The organism is Exiguobacterium sp. Helios (assembly GCF_014524545.1).
Lineage (GTDB): Bacteria > Bacillota > Bacilli > Exiguobacteriales > Exiguobacteriaceae > Exiguobacterium_A.
Genome location: NZ_CP053557.1, coordinates 541631 through 558439, shown reverse-complemented (window position 1 = coordinate 558439; position 16809 = coordinate 541631). Strand labels below are relative to the sequence as shown.

Annotated in this window: 22 protein-coding genes; 12 read left to right on the top strand and 10 right to left on the bottom strand. The window is 49.1% G+C overall.

Translation table 11 applies throughout. The annotated features are described in order from the left end of the window. The first annotated feature begins 79 nt into the window (after positions 1–79). Complete coding sequence (locus tag HNY42_RS16350; RefSeq protein ID WP_188005057.1) at positions 80–334, top strand: DUF4352 domain-containing protein; 255 nt, start codon at positions 80–82, stop codon at positions 332–334. 98 nt (positions 335–432) lie between these two features. Here HNY42_RS16350 and HNY42_RS03020 read toward each other — a convergent pair whose 3' ends face one another. Together HNY42_RS03020 and HNY42_RS03015 are read right to left on the bottom strand one after the other, a co-directional pair. Beyond that, a complete protein-coding gene (locus HNY42_RS03020; RefSeq protein ID WP_188005056.1) occupies positions 433–816 on the bottom strand; it encodes a hypothetical protein in 384 nt (127 codons plus the stop codon). Further along, positions 813–1184: a hypothetical protein gene (locus HNY42_RS03015; protein WP_188005055.1), complete on the bottom strand. Its 372-nt coding sequence runs from the start codon at positions 1182–1184 to the stop codon at positions 813–815. The genes HNY42_RS03020 and HNY42_RS03015 overlap by 4 nt, the downstream gene beginning before the upstream one ends. A gap of 198 nt (positions 1185–1382) precedes the next feature. On the opposite strand from HNY42_RS03015, the gene HNY42_RS03010 reads away from it, so the two are divergent. From HNY42_RS03010 to HNY42_RS02985, 6 genes are all read left to right on the top strand, one after another. After that, positions 1383–1721 (top strand): PadR family transcriptional regulator, encoded by a 339-nt coding sequence (locus HNY42_RS03010; RefSeq protein WP_188005054.1) that lies wholly within the window; start codon positions 1383–1385, stop codon positions 1719–1721. Then, positions 1714–2196, top strand: coding sequence for a hypothetical protein (locus HNY42_RS03005; RefSeq protein ID WP_188005053.1), 483 nt, complete (start codon positions 1714–1716; stop codon positions 2194–2196). The genes HNY42_RS03010 and HNY42_RS03005 overlap by 8 nt, the downstream gene beginning before the upstream one ends. Next, the gene (locus tag HNY42_RS03000) at positions 2193–2702 is read left to right on the top strand and encodes a permease (protein ID WP_188005052.1); all 510 of its coding nucleotides are present in this window, start codon (positions 2193–2195) and stop codon (positions 2700–2702) included. The genes HNY42_RS03005 and HNY42_RS03000 overlap by 4 nt, the downstream gene beginning before the upstream one ends. A gap of 16 nt (positions 2703–2718) precedes the next feature. Next, positions 2719–3378, top strand: a complete 660-nt coding sequence (locus tag HNY42_RS02995) for a Type 1 glutamine amidotransferase-like domain-containing protein (RefSeq protein ID WP_188005051.1) — start codon at positions 2719–2721, stop codon at positions 3376–3378. Beyond that, complete coding sequence (locus HNY42_RS02990; RefSeq protein WP_188005050.1) at positions 3375–3785, top strand: NUDIX hydrolase; 411 nt, start codon at positions 3375–3377, stop codon at positions 3783–3785. Before HNY42_RS02995 ends, HNY42_RS02990 begins: the two co-directional genes overlap by 4 nt. Positions 3786–4021: 236 nt before the next feature. After that, positions 4022–4996, top strand: coding sequence for a DNA/RNA non-specific endonuclease (locus tag HNY42_RS02985; protein WP_188005049.1), 975 nt, complete (start codon positions 4022–4024; stop codon positions 4994–4996). A gap of 57 nt (positions 4997–5053) precedes the next feature. Here HNY42_RS02985 and HNY42_RS02980 read toward each other — a convergent pair whose 3' ends face one another. After that, positions 5054–6139, bottom strand: coding sequence for a GGDEF domain-containing protein (locus HNY42_RS02980; RefSeq protein ID WP_188005048.1), 1086 nt, complete (start codon positions 6137–6139; stop codon positions 5054–5056). A 157-nt stretch (positions 6140–6296) separates the two neighbouring features. Between HNY42_RS02980 and HNY42_RS02975 the strand changes: the two genes are divergently transcribed. Further along, on the top strand, positions 6297–6482 hold the full coding sequence (locus HNY42_RS02975) for a hypothetical protein (protein WP_188005047.1): 186 nt from the start codon (positions 6297–6299) through the stop codon (positions 6480–6482). A gap of 117 nt (positions 6483–6599) precedes the next feature. Then, complete coding sequence (locus HNY42_RS02970) at positions 6600–8255, top strand: methyl-accepting chemotaxis protein (protein WP_188005046.1); 1656 nt, start codon at positions 6600–6602, stop codon at positions 8253–8255. Between the two features lie 44 nt (positions 8256–8299). On the opposite strand, the gene HNY42_RS02965 is transcribed toward HNY42_RS02970, so the two are convergent. After that, the gene (locus HNY42_RS02965; RefSeq protein WP_188005045.1) at positions 8300–8824 is read right to left on the bottom strand and encodes an NUMOD4 domain-containing protein; all 525 of its coding nucleotides are present in this window, start codon (positions 8822–8824) and stop codon (positions 8300–8302) included. 138 nt (positions 8825–8962) lie between these two features. On the opposite strand from HNY42_RS02965, the gene HNY42_RS02960 reads away from it, so the two are divergent. Both HNY42_RS02960 and HNY42_RS02955 read left to right on the top strand, forming a co-directional pair. Next, entirely contained in the window at positions 8963–9547 is a 585-nt protein-coding gene (locus tag HNY42_RS02960) for a DEAD/DEAH box helicase family protein (protein ID WP_188005044.1), read from the top strand. Next, on the top strand, positions 9505–9840 hold the full coding sequence (locus HNY42_RS02955; RefSeq protein WP_255508415.1) for a hypothetical protein: 336 nt from the start codon (positions 9505–9507) through the stop codon (positions 9838–9840). Before HNY42_RS02960 ends, HNY42_RS02955 begins: the two co-directional genes overlap by 43 nt. Before the next feature lie 64 nt (positions 9841–9904). On the opposite strand, the gene HNY42_RS02950 is transcribed toward HNY42_RS02955, so the two are convergent. From HNY42_RS02950 to HNY42_RS02925, 6 genes are all read right to left on the bottom strand, one after another. Beyond that, the gene (locus tag HNY42_RS02950; RefSeq protein ID WP_188005043.1) at positions 9905–10231 is read right to left on the bottom strand and encodes a hypothetical protein; all 327 of its coding nucleotides are present in this window, start codon (positions 10229–10231) and stop codon (positions 9905–9907) included. Continuing rightward, positions 10228–11283, bottom strand: coding sequence for a DNA alkylation repair protein (locus tag HNY42_RS02945; RefSeq protein WP_188005042.1), 1056 nt, complete (start codon positions 11281–11283; stop codon positions 10228–10230). Before HNY42_RS02945 ends, HNY42_RS02950 begins: the two co-directional genes overlap by 4 nt. Next, positions 11280–12335, bottom strand: coding sequence for a bifunctional transcriptional activator/DNA repair enzyme AdaA (locus HNY42_RS02940; RefSeq protein ID WP_370528981.1), 1056 nt, complete (start codon positions 12333–12335; stop codon positions 11280–11282). The genes HNY42_RS02945 and HNY42_RS02940 overlap by 4 nt, the downstream gene beginning before the upstream one ends. A gap of 173 nt (positions 12336–12508) precedes the next feature. After that, positions 12509–13528 carry a copper resistance D family protein gene (locus HNY42_RS02935; protein ID WP_188005040.1) on the bottom strand — a complete coding sequence of 340 codons (1020 nt, stop codon included), beginning with the start codon at positions 13526–13528 and terminating at the stop codon, positions 12509–12511. After that, positions 13525–14082, bottom strand: a complete 558-nt coding sequence (locus HNY42_RS02930) for a copper resistance CopC family protein (RefSeq protein WP_188005039.1) — start codon at positions 14080–14082, stop codon at positions 13525–13527. The genes HNY42_RS02935 and HNY42_RS02930 overlap by 4 nt, the downstream gene beginning before the upstream one ends. A gap of 71 nt (positions 14083–14153) precedes the next feature. Continuing rightward, positions 14154–15533, bottom strand: coding sequence for a copper amine oxidase (locus HNY42_RS02925; protein WP_188005038.1), 1380 nt, complete (start codon positions 15531–15533; stop codon positions 14154–14156). A gap of 258 nt (positions 15534–15791) precedes the next feature. Here HNY42_RS02925 and HNY42_RS02920 point away from each other — a divergent pair, with 258 nt between their 5' ends. Then, on the top strand, positions 15792–16802 hold the full coding sequence (locus tag HNY42_RS02920) for a hypothetical protein (protein ID WP_131503304.1): 1011 nt from the start codon (positions 15792–15794) through the stop codon (positions 16800–16802). Positions 16803–16809 lie beyond the last annotated feature (7 nt).

The window sequence follows — 16809 nt, the reverse complement described above, 5'->3', positions numbered from 1 at the left end:
TTCAAATCCAGATGTCGTCAGATGAAGAATCGCACATTTTTCCAGTCACTTCGGATACACATGACATCCCTTGTCTGCTATGCGAAAAAAGACCATCCTCATTCAAAAAAGCGTCGTTGTTTTCGACACGGTCATGCATGGGAGTCGGTACTTTATTGACAATACTGAATTCAATCTTTACATCAATAACGAAAAAGTTGAATCCTACTATGGTGGTTATGAAATGGCCATAAGTGATGACCTAAACAAAGGGAAAACACTGAAAGGTAAAATCTTCTTTGACGCACCAAAAGGTCAACAACTCGAGCTTATTTACAAACCATCATTCTCATAGAGTAATAACAAGGTCGTATTCAAAGGTAATAACTAACCCCTACCGCGTGCCATCTATCTTAATGACGGATGGCATTTTTATTACCGATATCTTCCCATTCATTCTGTCATGTGTTCCTTCGTCCGCTTTTTCGCTTCCAGTGACATCGCCACCACTATCGCAATCAATTGTGGAATAAGCATTAAGAGACTGACGAGCAAAATCAGTTGTTCCGCCGCCAACGGTTTGAAATAGCCGTCAAAGCCGTAGGCATCTGTTTGACCTGCAAAATAAACGGAGATGAAGTAAGACAGAACATTACCGGCCATCACAAACAGCAGATGACCCCACTGCTGACCGATAAAAGCGAGAACCGTGAATCCGACAAGTAACAGTAGATAACCGAGTAATGTCCCTGTCTTGAAATCTTCAAGCAACGCCAGGTAGACGAATGGAATACAATAGCCTGCTAAGACAGCTAACCCGATCCACCACTTCTTCATCTAAGCTCCTCCTTTTCAAACTGACGGTACAGCCAATCCCGAAGCAGTTCCCAGCGTTCCGGATAGGCGTTACTGCCCTGAGACGCTCCGTTCCCCTCTGATCCGGTCCAACTGATTTCCCAATATGTCCCGTCAAGAATCAGCCATTCCGTCGTGTATTCCGGTTGCCAGTCAATGACACCGGCTTTCTCTAAACGTCGTGTCAGCTCCTGCTGTTGCCGTCGGGACAAGAAAAAGATCGCTTCTTCTCCCGTCCCCTCTTCCAGTCGTAATTCCTGAGTCGCGGCCGTCCACGTAAATAGTTGTTCTTCTCCCATACCGGACTCCCGGTATCGGAATTGATGGATGCGATTGTCGCTCATTTTCATCTGTCCTTCCTCGTCACTCCTGTTATTTCCAGTATAATTCATTTTCCGTTTTCTACCTATATCAAAAAATGAACGGGTTCTTTTGATGGACTTATTTCCAATCGGCAGTTGCTTTTTCATCTTTTCGATTCTATACTGTCAATAACAGTTAAGTGTTATCGACAGTTATAAACCATGATCAATCAGGAGGGATTTACGTTGAAACATACCGGTCGCCACACAGGCGCTTTTTTACTCTTATTCCTTGCGAAAGGTCCTACCTATGGCGGGGATCTGCTCCAACGCTGCGAGCAGGAATTGCCGTTTAATCCGATTGATAGTGCGATTCTCTACCGGACACTCAAAAAGCTTGAAGAAGAAGGGTTCGTCACTTCCATCCTCACCACGTCTCCTCAAAACAAGATGGTGAAAATGTATCAGATAACATCGTCCGGTCGGGCACAGCTCGATCGCTTTCATGAGGACATCGAACAAAAAGTGCAAAATCTGCTGTATTTCCAGACGCATTATGCAAAACAGGTAAAATCCGATGGTTAACAGCATCGTGCTGTATGGACTGGTGCTTCTTCTGTCCAGTTTTTCCTTCTACAAGGACAAACAAAAGACACAGGCAGCGTTTGTGAAAGCCTGGAAAATCTTTACGAACCTGTTGCCGGATCTCCTGGCCATCCTGTTGTTCGTCGGTTTGTCGTTATCGATTCTGTCGCCTGCTCAAATCTCGGTCTTACTCGGACAGGACGCCGGATTTCCAGGTATCGTACTGTCACTCGTCATCGGGGCGATTGCTTTGATTCCGAGCTTCGTCGTCTTTCCGCTCGGCGCGACCTTGCTTGAGAACGGTGCCGGACTGGCGCAAGTCTCAGCTTTAATGGCCTCACTGATGGCCGTCGGAATCATGACGATCCCGTTAGAGAGTCGCCTGTTCGGCAAACGGTTTGCTTACGTGCGCAACCTGTCCGCCCTTATGATGTGCCTGTTCTTTTCGTTACTCGTCATGGAGGTGCTTGGATGAAAAGAATCAAAACATATGGCTTCTTCCTCACGATGTCCGTCCTCTTGCTCGGACTTCTGCTCATCGATCCGGTACGCGGTCAGCATGCCGCCCGGCTCAGTTTGAAGAGTCTGCTCGATATGCTGCTTCTGTTGCCACCGATTTTGGTACTGGTCGGTCTACTTGATCAATGGATAAAAAAAGAAACCCTGCTAAAATACATGGGACCAGATGCGGGGGTTCAAGGGTATTTGTATGTCTTATTACTGGCTGCCATCGCAGCCGGTCCGCTCTATGTCGCTTTTCCTGTCGCTGTCCTCCTGCTCGAAAAAGGCGCCAGCGTCCGATATGTCGTCTTTTTCCTCGGAGCGTTTACGACGGTCAAGTTGCCGGTCCTGCTGTATGAAATCTCTTCGTTTGGTCTTTTCTATACAGCGCTTCACATCGGTTTTGGTCTGCTGTTCTTTTTCATGACGGCCCAACTTTTTGAGCGGTATCAGACCGTTTTGCAGATGAAATCATTTTAAACACAGGAGGTTTTTCATGATGGATCAACAGCTGTTTCTCTTCGGTGGCGGTCCGCCGTTCACTTCAATGCTTTGCCAACAATTCGTCTCTTGTCTCGACCAGTCAGGACCGGTTGCCTTACTGTATGTACCGCGTCCCGGCTCAAACTGGGACGATTATGCTCCGATTTATACGGATGCATTAACGGCAAATGGTGCGACAGATTTCTTCCACTTTCCGTTGTCTGCGCGTCCGACACCTGAACAACTCGAACAGTTAGCCGGAAGTGCCGGAATCATCATCTCGGGCGGGGAAACGGAACGGTATCAACAGTTCATTGTCGGCACACCGATCGGCACTCTCATTCAAGAACGGTTTCAGCACGGTGTCCCGGTCGCCGGATTTTCAGCCGGTGCCTTATTGACACCAAACGAATGCCGGATTCCGGCAATCGATCAACGAAACGGTCAAGCGTTAGTCCTGAAGGGTCTCGGACTGTTAGCGGATGCCGTAATTTCCGTCCATTACGATACCTGGCAGGAAGAGACAAACTTGTCCGAGGCGTTCATGACGACAGCAAGTAATTTCGGCTACGGTTTACCGGAACGAAGCGGCGTTTATCTGAAGAATGGTCGGCTGATGCAACAGGAAGGTCCAGAAGCTGTTCTTCTCGGACAAAAGGGGGAAAACATATGACAACAATCGTAACCGCCGTCAAAGGTATCGTGCAGTACGACAACCGGATTTTAATCGTCCAGCGTGCTGCTGCCGACTCCGGTGGCGGAACATGGGAATGTCCGGGTGGGAAAATTGACTTTGGTGAGCAACCGGAAGACAGTCTGATTCGGGAAATCGAGGAAGAGACGGGGTTAACGGTCACCGTCGACCGGATTGCGTATGCCTCGAGTCTAATGACGCATCCTGACCGGCAAGTCATTCTGCTTGTCTACTTCTGTACGGCAACAAACGATGCTGTCGAACTATCCGACGAACACGACGATTATCTGTGGGCAGATGACTCGATGTTCCGTCAGAACATCGCGCCAAACATCCTGGCTGACTTTGAACAGCATCACATTTTCCGGAAATTGATTTTGTCTTAACGATCCGTCTGCCTGAACTAAGTCCAACACTGGAATATCCGTTCCAACACGTCAGCTGTCTGCGGCGTGTTTTTTGGCGTGAGCTTCATTTTTGAACCAGCCTTCTAAAGCACCGGCATTTTTAGCGAAACGGCTCCTATCATATATTTAATTTAGTTCATTATTTAAAATCACCTTGTATTCGAAGGGAAAGATTCCTAGAATGGACAAGAATGTCATTTCAAAGGAGTCGAACCATGAAACACACACTTACATATCTCAGTTTACCGCTAGCTGCCCTTTTGTTAACGGGATGCGCGGCGGAAGAACCGGTATCGCAAGATCCGAAAGTTGAACAACAGAGCGAACAGAAAAAGACTCCTGAGCAGACAAAACCTGTCCAGGAAAAGCCGAAGACGACGGATGCTGCTTCTGAACAGACAACGGACGCAGCATCATCGAAACCGGCCAGTCCGGCGGCAAAGGAAGCTCTTTTTTCCGGTTACAAACAGCTTCAAGTCGACGGCGGTGATTTGTCCGGTGACCGGGAACCGAACGTCGTCGTCAACATCGGCTTCGGTGACCGGAAGTACTGGGCGTTTACGAACGAACATGCACAACTCGTTAAAGTCGTCGCTAAAAAAATCACCTTACAAAATGATTCCGAGGAGACGACATCCTCCGGCCGTTACTACTCGGATGAAGCGAAGGTTCCCGGTGTCGAGAGTCCGCAGCTTGACGAGGGACACGTCATTGCCGACTCACTCGGCGGGGTCTCAAATGCCTATAACATCACACCGCAGGACAGTACACTCAATCGGCATGGCGATCAGGCTTACATGGAAAACACCATCCGTAAAGCCGGTAAGGTGACGGACTTTGAAGCGACCATTACGTATCCGGATACGACAACACAAATCCCGTCGCATTATCACTATACGTATACGTTGCGCGGAAATAAAATCGTCGATGATTTCGATAACGTCAACCCAGATGAAGTGAATGCCGAACTCGGTCTGACCGAAAACAAAGAAGAACCGGCACCAGCTCCTGCTAATCCGGAACCGACTTCGGACACAACGGGTGACGTCTCGACCGTTGATACGAACGGCAACGGACAAGTCACAATTCAGGAAGCAAAGGACGCCGGATTCAGCATGCCGATCACGGATGACCATTGGCTTTATCCCTATATGCGGGACAATGACCATGACGGCATGGTCGGTGAATAATTTTTACGTGCAGCATAAAACAGGCGGACTCCGTGGAGCCCGCCTGTTTGTATTGGATTATTCTTCACTGTATGCGACGACTTTATTCCGTCCCGTCTGTTTCGCTTGATAAAGAGACTGATCGGCCTTTTGGACGACTTCAAACGATGTCTCGCCTTGGTCCGACGAGGCTGCCCCAATCGATAGCGTGACATGGAATGCCGGATACGTACTGAAGACAAAGTGCTGATCGGCACAGGCCAAGCGGATTGTTTCCCCGAGCCGGACGGCATCTTTAAGCGGTGTGTCCGGTAACAGGACAACAAACTCTTCGCCGCCGTAACGTCCGACAACGGCTTCGTCGGGACTACAGTGTTGCAACAGATGACTAAGTTGACGCAAGACGACGTCACCCCCGTCATGTCCGTACGTATCGTTCACCGATTTAAAAAAGTCGATGTCGACAATCAGAACGGAAAACGCAAATCCATGTTTGTCATAGTGAGACAGCGTCTCATCCAGTTTCCGCCGGTTGGCAAGATTCGTCAGGCCATCCGTCAAAGCAAGTTCCTGTTGCATCTGAACGAACTGGAAATGTTTCCGTAGTTCCTGCAGGAAACGATACGTCACGTAGCCGCCCAATAACATGAAAATGATGTAGACCAAGGCGATTTCAAGAAACCGGTTAAACGTCTCCGTTAATAGATAAAGAGCAGGTAAACTGTAGCCGATCCCAATACCGATCAAGACTAAATAATCTTTGAGTGTATGCGACGCAAATCGACGGTAAATGCTTGCCGTGATAAGTAAAGCGATACAAATTAAACCGGTCAGGAGCAACCCTTCGTAAGCCCCCGGCGGCGTAACGGCAAACCGGGCGCCAATAATCGCTAGCGTCGTAATGCCGCCACTGACCCACCCCCCGTAATAAAACGCCGTGACAAGTGCGACAAGCCGTAAATCAATTTTGGCGCCATCATACGTAATGCTGTTGAGGACAAGCAATACACTGATAAATCCGGCAATGAACCCGACCAAAATACGAAGCTTGACCGGTGAAGCCGGTGAAATTCGTTTGACATGGCGTAATGGTAAAAAGGCAAATAACAGTGAGGTGATCAATAACGAAAAATTTAACAGAAACTGATTAAACTGACTCAACATGCTGTACGCTCCTTACGTAAAACAAATTCCTTATACGTTATAGTTCTTTATCGGACTGTTTCTTACCTGTTTCAAGTAGCTTAACAGGTTTCCATTTTTTTCATCAGGGAATCACTTCAAAGAGACCGTTTCTACTTCATAAGGGGGTAATCGCATCATGGATATGAAAGAGGAAAAAAAGAAAAGCAAGATGCCGTTCTTCGTCATTCTTGTCATTATCATTTTTGTCGCCGTCGCCGCTGCCCTGATTATTTATGTCACGTCAGAACCAAAAGAAGAAACACAACAGCTCATGCAGATGACGACCAGTTTCGTCTCGACTTACCTGCCGCATGCCAGCTGACAGTGGACATCCTCGGATGTCCTTTTTTGTGCGCTGAACCTTTACAAGAACGCTACGTTGCCTTCATAAATTATGCCTCATTCCTTTCCGATAGGAAGCATGGAGGCGATAAAACAAATGAAGCAACCTACACAGAAAAAAAGACTCTTGGCCCAACAATTAAACAACTGGCTGATCCCGATCGTCGCGGCGGGACTGTTACTGATCAGTGCTTTAAGCGTTGAAGAACTCTACCGCGCGTCGACGAAGTCCGTCAGCGAACGGTTTGAACGCGAAATGACGATGCTTGATGCCAATATCCGCTCCATCTACTTGGCGTATCCGGAAGACGAACAGGAACGGACACGCGCCATCAAACGATTAAAAAATCAACAGCTCGCCGATATGGCAAGGGACGAGTACGATGCGGCGATTCAGTCGCTCGCAACTAAAAACGTAGCTATTCAACCGTTGGCGTTGACGGCACAACAAAAAAAAGACGTGACGCAACAATTGAAGAAAGCACGCGTCATGATGTTTACGAGTAACGACCGGTTCGTTCTCGCCATGTCGATTCCGGAATTGAATGATGTCCTGTTCTTATCGGTCGATCAGGAACGGTTGGTCGCACCCGCTAAGGCACTGGCCTTGAAACTCGGTGTGCTCGGAATCATTGTCCTCTGTTTCGTCAGTCTGTTGATCCGGGCCCGCATCAAAAAACAACTGGCTCCGCTGTCGGTCTTGTCCTTAAAGATTGAAGAAGCCTATGCACGGCGGACCTATCAACCGATCAGCATCAAAACGACGACGTTTGAATTACAGCAATTGACGCACCAATACAACCAACTGATGCAGCAAGTCGGGAACTTGACGCAAGAAATCGCAATTGCGAGCGAACGACTGGAGGCAACTCAACCCGGTTTTTCGTCCCAACTCGCATCGATTGATGAATCTATCGTTGACGTCCATCAAGTGGCGACGTCGTTGACGGACCAGTCGACGCAGATGGAACAAATCATCACGGAATCCGGGCAACTGTTGACGACCTCGATTGAAGCACTCGCGACGATGGACGAGTCGATCCAAACGAGCCATCAACGGGTCAGCTCCTTTAATGACGAAGCGACGACGAGTCATCGAATCCTCGACTCCTTGCAACAGGATACAACGTTATTACGGACCCTGTCTGTCAACACGTCACAGTCACTGGAAGAAGCGACCGAACGCAATCAACAAATGCATGCCTCGATCCGCTACATCCAACAGGTGGCGGAAGCGACACGCCGCTTATCGCTCAACGCCCTAATCGAAGCAACACGAGCAGGCGAAGAAGGGCGCGGTTTCGTCATCGTCGCCAAGGAAGTCGAGTCACTTGCGCTCGACATCAAACGAAGTATCGATCACATCAACCAGGCGAACCGGGATTTGACGGCCAGCATCGGGCAGATCGAACAAGATGTTGTCCAGATGACGACCCAAATCGAGACGACACACGAACAGCTTGAACAGAGCACCCGACGGATTGCTTCCGTCCTTGATCATGCCCAACAGATTGAAGCCGCGCTCGTCCAGGTCGAGACGGACCGTACGCTCGTCTATTCGGTACAGCCGCAGATTCGGCAACACTTTCAACTGATTGAAACGATTCTGCTTGAGCTGACCCACTACAGCCAATCACTCGAAGCAAATATTCAGGCCAACAGTACCCGGCAACAGGAACTGAAACAGCACGGTCACATCATCGGTGAACAAATTGAGTCTCTTAACAGGACGATTGTCGGTCCGTCCCAGTAAAGATAAACAGACCCCGTGCCAAAAGCACAGGGTTTGTTTTTTGTTTAACTAATATACTGGGCTTCCTTCTTATCGATGATGTTACGGATCCGGTTTTCCGTCACCTGATACGCCATCGCTAACCGGCGAATCGACTGTCCTGCTTGATAGCGGTAGCGGATGTCCCGAATCTGCCGCGGCGACAATTCGATATGTTGCGTCAATAACAAGTCGAACTCGTCGAGGAGCGACGCATACGCTTGACTCACAGACGGTTTGACGGTCAGATTATCGATCTGATCGTTTAGACGATCACCGTCCGCCCGGATAATCCGGTCGTGCACGGCCTCGGAATCGAGAAACGCCTTGGCGACAAGCTCGGCAACATAAAACCGTTCTCCCCGTCCTTGTTTGTACAACGTCACTTTCCGGTAGCCTTCCTGATTGATCCGCGGTCGCAAGACAACGCCATGTCGCCGTTGTTTAACACCACGACTCGTCTCGATGATCCGGTCGAGCGAGCGGACATTCCCCGCTGTTGAAACTTGATACATCCCTTCATAACCGTCTACCATCTTCCAGTGTTCCATATAATCAATGACCTCCATTCGGTCGAAAAAACAGCAACATTTCCTATTGCCATTATATCATTTTACGAACAAACGTTCTAATAGGAACACTCCGGATTTCTGTGCTAGTATTAACAAAAAAAGGAAGAGGTGTCAGGGATGAAGTTTGTGATGTTACTTGGTCCGCAAGCCGTCGGCAAGATGACGATTGGTCAGGAACTCGAACAAAAAACGAGCATGAAATTATTCCATAACCATCAGACGATTGATCTGTTGCATCCGTACTTTGACTTTACGAAGCCGGCGCACCATAAGCTGAAGGACTTGATCCGGCGGGAGATGTTTAAAGAGATGGCCGTCAGTGATCTCGAAGGGGTGATCTTTACATTTTTGTGCCTGTTCGGCGTCGAAGGCGGAGGTATCGAATTCATCGAAAAGACCGTTCAACTGTTTAAAGAAGCCGGTGCCGAAGTCTTCATCATTGAACTTGAAGCTGCCCTGTCGACCCGTCTTGCCCGGAATCAGACGGAAAACCGCTTACTACATAAGTTTACGAAACGGGATATTGCCGCGTCGGAAGCGAACTTGCTCGAAACAGCTGAACAATACCGGACGCACTCACTCCCGGGAGAGTTGCCGTATCCGAATTACTTAAGGCTCGATACCGAGGGACGATCAGCCGCCGATAGTGCCGACGCCATTTGCCGACACTTCAACTGGTCGACACGTTTGGTCGAACAATGACCCAGTCCAAGCAGACGTATTTGCCGGTTTTCTTGACGCTTGGTTTGCTTCTGTTCAATATGCTGACTTCCTACCTGCTGAGTGGACGGTTTTTCCCGAATCTCAGCCTGTGGGTACCGATCGGACTCAACCTCCTGGTCGGAATCGGATACATCGTTTCACTGATGCTTGGGCTTAGATCGGAGAACAGCTACGTCAAATGGTTTAGCATCTTAGCGAACATTGCTTTTTTACTGTCGTTATCCGTCATCACCTTTTTATTGTTGCTCGCAAACGGCATCTCAGAACCGTAATCCGGACACGAAAAATCGTCTCATCAGAAGCGCGTTTTTTGATGAGACGATTCTTTTTTATCGTTTAATGCGTCAAGTCACGCCGAAAAACCGGTCCGTCCGCATAAAATTCATTTTGGAGCCATACCTCCGCTTCTCCATCCCGTCCGGTCACGAACGGCAACAACAGCGTCCGCGCCAGATACGAAAGGATGACCGTCAATGCTTCTTCGATGTATCCGGCTCGATCGGTCGGATCAATTGCGTCGTAACTGAGTTGCTGACCGGTTAATTGAATCAGAGCAACCTGTTCGTTCTCTCTTTTCTTCAGTACCCAGATACATCCGTCGGCAGTATCCGTAGCTGTAATCGATAACCGGGATGTCGTAAAGTCCGGATGGCGACCGTTCATGTTGTTTCCTCCTTCGTGACATCAAACTCCGTCGTCGCATAGGCTTCTCCGTTAATTAAAATCGTTAATTGATGTGTTCCCGGATAATGAACGCGCGTCGTCAAGTTCCGGAACGACTGCCGTTTCGCAAACGTCTCCCGTCCCGTCACCTGCCGTTCGCTGATCCGGAAGACTTTTTGACTCGTCCCCCGTTTTTTGACGTAGTCGATCACATATTCAATCCGCAGCACTTGCGGTTCGGTCGTCGTCACGTGAAAGGAAAAAGCCAGTTCTCCGCCAATTGCCAGTGTCGGTGTGACCGTCAGTTCGTCGACCGTCACAGTTCCCCGCGTAACGAGTCCAAAGGCTTTTAAGACATCCCGGTGGCCTTGTTTCAACAGAGTTCGTGACGCGTGGCGTAAAATCCAGTCCGTATGCGGATGCGTTCCAAGCCGCTCTAATCGTTCAATGACGAGTTCCGGATGAGTCTTCGCGATATCATTCAAGTGATTGGCAACACTTTTCCGGACATATAACGCATCGTCTTCGAGCAGTGCATCGAGAATCGGCAAGACCGGTCGAGGATCCGCAATCAGCGATGGAATCATCTGCCCCCACGGTAAACGCGGACGGGTTCCTTCTGACGCCAAGCGCCGGATGTGCTCGTCATTCGATTGACTCCATTGCGTCGCGACCTCTAAAAATCGTTTTTGATCCGCCAGCAGAAAACGGCGGACAGCGAATTCCGATGTCGAGTGCCGGGTCAACCGTTCCAGTGCTAACATTGCCCGGTCCCAGGCGTCACCCGGCGCATAGACTTCGATATAGTCCGGAAAAACGATGCCCGGCAACCCCGGAAACTCCAGGGCAATCGTTCCGAGGTGCGTCGCCGCCTGCTCAAAGTCAGCCGGTAAATAACGGTTAAGCTCAGTCGCAATCCGGCGGACCCGTTGTTTAAACGCCAGCTCCTCCCAGTCCCCTTGTTGAACGACGTCTTTAAAGTCCGGTGCCTGCACCGCTTTCCCCAATCGATTCAGCCAGTCATCCGTAAACACATCTTTAATCAAACTCATACGTGATTCAATCCTCTCTTCGTCCGTTCTAATTTTAATAAGGCCGCTTTTCGTGCCAAGCCGCCGGCATATCCACCGAGATCTCCGGTCAGACGAATCACCCGGTGACAGGGAATCAAAATCGCCAGTTGATTGGCGCCGTTTGCCCGGGCGACAGCACGGACAGCAGCCGGATTTCCGACGCGGACGGCAAGTTCCTGATAGGAAATCGTCTCACCCGTAGGAATCTGTTGCAACTGTTCCCAGACCTGTCTCTGAAACGGCGTCCCGTACAAAACAAGCGGAAGGTCGAACCGGTCACGTTCGCCGGCAAAATATGCTTCCAGTTGAACTGTTACCTGCTCGAAGATTGGCGCTTCACCGGGAACGATTACAGCACGGGCTGCCAGTCGCAATCGTTCCACTTCACGTTCGAGTCCGCGACGATCGACAAACTCGAGTAAGTGCAGTCCTTGTTCGTCGGCAATCGCCAGCATCGGTCCGAGCGGCGTGTCGAGCCATTTTGCCTGCAGATATGCTCCGCTCCACCGTTTAGGAGTTGCCCCTAGAATACGGGCAAAGGCATCGCGGAAGCCGCTGCTTGATTCATAACCACTCGCCAGCTGGGCTTCGATGACCGGTTGTCCTTTGCGGATTTCCTTCATCGCCAGTCCCATCCGGCGGGAACGGGCATATTCAACAAACGTCATGCCAAACCGTTTCTTAAACTGCCGCCGGGCGGTCGAGGCATCAAGTCCCAGTTCCCGGAAGTCGGCATCTTTGAACCGTTTCTCAGGATTGGCTTCGACGGCTGCAATCAGCCGGGTAATGACGTCACTGTCCCCCGGGTAAGCGAGCGGTTTACAGCGTAAACACGGCCGGTACGAGGCGAGTAATGCCTCTTTCGCCGTCTCAAAAAATTCGCAGTTCTGTTGCTTCGGTTTCCGTGCCGGACAAGTCGGCCGGCAAAAAATCCCCGTCGTCTTGACCCCGACAAAAAATGTCCCCTCGTACGAGGCATCACGACGGACGAGCGCTTCATAATAATCCGTTTCCGGTAAGGTATTCATCACGTGTCCCTCCCCTTCTTTTCCTCAGTATACCGAGTTTCCACTCCTGCATGTCGCCGAAAATCAGGCACGGATATTTTCTTCAGAAAAACTATCTTTTAATTTTTAAAATGATCGCTCTGTCACTTCTCCGGACGCAACAAAGCCACCATTCCCGGATTCCGAAGGTGACTGTGCTAAGGCGTATATAACAATCCGATATAGATGAGGCTGACACCAAGCAGACTGAACAGACTGCCGAGCAGGAACGGCAGGCGTTTCTGATAGGCCAACAGCAACAGCCCGATACTTCCACCGCCTGTTAAGAGAAGAACGATGTTTGACCAAAGAATCGGCTTGACTGCTCCAAGAGTGTTCAGATCTGGCGGTTCCAGATTACTCAGGGTCGCTGTCGCAAAAAAGATACAACCGAGAATCAAACTCTCAAAACGCAGACCACGCCGCGGATCAAAGGCCGGTTCCTTCTGTAACCACCGTTTGACGAGTGTCCCGTTAATGAATGCATAACCAAGCAAAGGAATTAACAACAGGTGTTTCCACAGCAAGGCCTGGCCATACGGGACGTTCCAGGCATTGCGGTACTCGCTTAACGGAACGCTTTGACGCATCAGGAAAAATCCGGTCACGATGACACCAAAAAATGTCAGTTGGGCGAACGGACTGAACCAGCGCAAAAACGATAACCAGTGTTTGGAATCCCGGGCACACCAACCGATGACGACCACGATGCCCGTCCAAAATGCCATTAAACTAAAATGACCGCCCTGTAGCAACAATCCGTATAGACCCTGTTTGGCAGCTGCATGACTCGTCCCTGCGATTCCGAGGAATAGCGGAATCGTCAGCAGAAGCAGGAACCAGCGGATCGCCGGACGAATCCGTGCCGTCAGAATCAGAATTGCGGCACACAATGCCGTAAAGTAGACGAGTAAAAAATACGTACCGATCCGGACATCAAACAGACTCGCCCGTAATGCTTCACGGAATGATAAGTCCATTTCCTGCTGAAAATAAGAAACTACACGCCACAACGGAAGGACCGAACCGACTACGATGCTGACGAGAGCGGCACACGCAAGACCGTCTAATTGACCGATTGTCGGTTTCTTATCTTCCGCCACAAACAGAAGCAGCAGCCGCCCTGCCCAAAGTGCCCCGCCGATATAAATGAGCAGTTCACTGATGATGCCACTCATGATCGTTTTTGACGACGGAGCAGGAAGAACGTGATGACGATTGCGAGTACAAGGACTGCCACAATCCAGGGTAAGAAGGTCGGGAACAATCCCGGTTCGACGGTTTCGGCCGATTCGGTCGGAACGATGCTTGCTTGTTGCGGTTCCACTTTTGCCGCTTCCGCATCTTGATCTTCAGTAGCATCGCTTGACGCAACGGCTGCTTTTACGTTGAAACGAATCGTGCCTTCGACCGGATGTCCGTCTTCCGAAATCAATTTCCAGCGGATGAGATATGTTCCGTTCTCAAGTTTTTGTTGAACGGCTGCACTCCATTCATTGCCGATGATCAGGGGCTTCTCAAGTAAAACTACGTCACCTTGAACTGTTTTCAGTTCGACCGTACTGGTTTTCTCGATCGCCGTATCGAAATTCAAACGAATTTTCGTTAAGTCCCCTTTGATGACTTCGCCTTCTGCAGGATTTGAATTCTTTAGACTCGTGTGAGCCGAGACCGAAAACGGCTGAACGACGGATAAGACCAGAATAAACAGTACAAGCCATTTGACCTTCATCGTAAACTCCTCCTTCAAGCGTAAAATGTGTAGAAAAAGACCCGCTGTTTCCAGCGGGTTCGGTTGTCCGATTATTGTTGTGAGCGACGTCCACGAAGTCCGAAGAATCCGAGGATCGAAGCGGCTGCGATTCCAAGTAATGACCAAAGGATGCCGTTTGATGTGGATGATTGTGATTCAGCCGTTCCACCAAGACCGGTGTTCGGCATACCGGCCGGTGCGCCTTTAAATTTATCCGGGAACTGATCGACGATTGCCGTCGCTGTTCCTTCACCGACACCGTACATGTGACCGTAGGCTTCACGGATCGCCGGGTACGTTTTGTCGTAGTCTTTTTCATTGTAGCTGTTAAAGGCCAGTAACAATTGATCGATGTGGACCTTCAGTCCTTCTTCCAAGTCTTTTGATTTCAAACGCCCTTCTGTAGCGGCATCAAGGAAAGCAGCTTGTTCGACACGGTATTCATCCAGTTCTTTCACGGCCATGTCACGTGCCTGATCATCTTTCGCACCTGTCGCTTTCACGTAATCTACAAAGTAGCCGATGTGACTCGACCAGATTTTCTTGAATTGTTGCGCGGCTTCACTGCCGTAGACCGAGCCGATTGAAGCTGATAAATCTTCTGTATTGGCATTCAAGGCACCTGCTGCCGCATCAAAGTCTTTCGCTCCGTCGATTCCTTTTTGCATCGCGAGGACAGCGAGTGCCGCATGTTCCGAGAAGTTCCGGTTCAATCCGGCACGGAGGTCAGCAGCCGGTGTATCGACTTTTGTATTTTTGAATTTATCCGGATACTGCGTAACGATGGCACCCGATAATCCTTCTCCGACCATGTACATATGCTCGATCGCTTTTCGCATGTTGCTGTAGGCGGCGTCATAATCACCGGCGACGTAACTGTCGAATGAGGTCAACAATTGCGTAATGTGGACTTTTAATCCGGCTTCCAAATCTGCTGCTTTTAAGCGTCCTTCTGTTGCTTTATCAAGGAAAGCGGCCTGTTCAACGCGGTACTCATCCAGTTCTTTTAATGCTTTTTGTTTAGCATCCTCATCTTTGGCGCCTGTTGCTTTCACGTAATCCACGAAATAGCCGATATGACTTGACCAAATCTTTTTGAACGCTTCGCCGGCTTCATCTCCGTAGACGGATCCGACTGCTGCCGATAAATCATCTGTATTTTGATTTAACGCAGCGGCTGCTTGATCAAAATCTTTTTTGCCGTCAATGCCTTTTTGCATGGCGACGACTGCTAAATACGCATGTTCAGATAAAAGTTGATCGAGCGTCGCTCGCAAATCCGATGCGGGAGACGAGACATCTAGCGATACTTTGCCCGAGCTGTGGGACATCTTGCTATGATCTTCATGACCATGGGCACTGACGCCTGCTGCTGGAATCAATAATGCGGCACTGAGTGGGACGGCGAGATACGACTTTTTCATCTTCATCTTATGAACACCCCTTTGTTTTTTTGAACTACACATAGATAACGTAAGCAGTTCACAAATAGTTTTATTTTTTTACATTTTTTATTTAAAATATTTTTCCTAGAAAAATGTAAGGCGTTTTGACAGCTCCTCTCTTTAACTATTTTGTTTTTTACTGACTCGTTTTTCGAAAGTGCGTCCTTATGTTAGAACAATTTGATTAAACTCTTCTTAAGATCGCTTTTTAAACTATTTTTCATCAGGAACAGGAGTGAACGTATGAAACGAATCATCATTGGAGCGTTACTCGCCTCCGTCTGTCTCTCCCAGTCGGTCGTATCGGTCGACGCCAAGACAAAACCAAAGAAAAAGGCAGTGACTCAAGTCGATCGGGATCAAAACAAGATTCCGGATTCCTGGCAGCGTAAGTATCATTTAGGGTATGGAAAAACCGTAGCGACGGCTGATCATGACCGTGATCGGCTGACCAATCTCCAAGAGTATCAATTGCAGTTGAATCCGACCAAAAAAGACACAGACGATGACCGGCTGGCTGACGGGCAAGAAGATGCGGACCGTGATCGCGTGACGAATCAACAGGAGTATCTTGCCAAGCTTAATCCCTTGAAAAAAGATACGGATCAAGACGGGATTTCCGATGCGGCAGAAGATCAAGATGCTGACAGCCTGACGACGAAAGAAGAATTTATTGTCGGCACACAACCGATCCAAGCTGATTCTGATCGGGATGGTCTAAAGGACGGGGAAGAAGATCGAGACAAAGATCAACTGAATAACGAGGACGAATTCGAACTGGGATCAGACCCGACCCATGCCGACAGTGATCATGACGGTGTTCGCGATGGTCAGGAAGACGCAGATCAGGACGGCGTCCAAAACAGTCAGGAAATCAAACGAATAATGATCAAGTTGACTGATACGAACAAACAAAAATTCGAATGGCGCTACAGCAGTGAACATCGCCGGAACGAATTACGCGTCAAGGATGAAATCGGCATCAAAGATAGTGCCACTTTACGCGAACGGTTAACGCTTACTGCCTCGATGACAAAAGAAGAACTTTTAGTACAGGTCACTCAAGCCTTACAGCTTCCGACGCCCATCAAAAGTCTTCAAGTCGAAGTCAAATTCGTGAATGGACACGAAATGGAATCAGAAGATGAATCGTCGGATGATGATGGACAATCAGATGATTCTGGAGATGACGACGAGTCGGATGATTCAGACGATCAAGGGGATGCCCACGGACCTCATGGAGATGATGATTAATTTAATC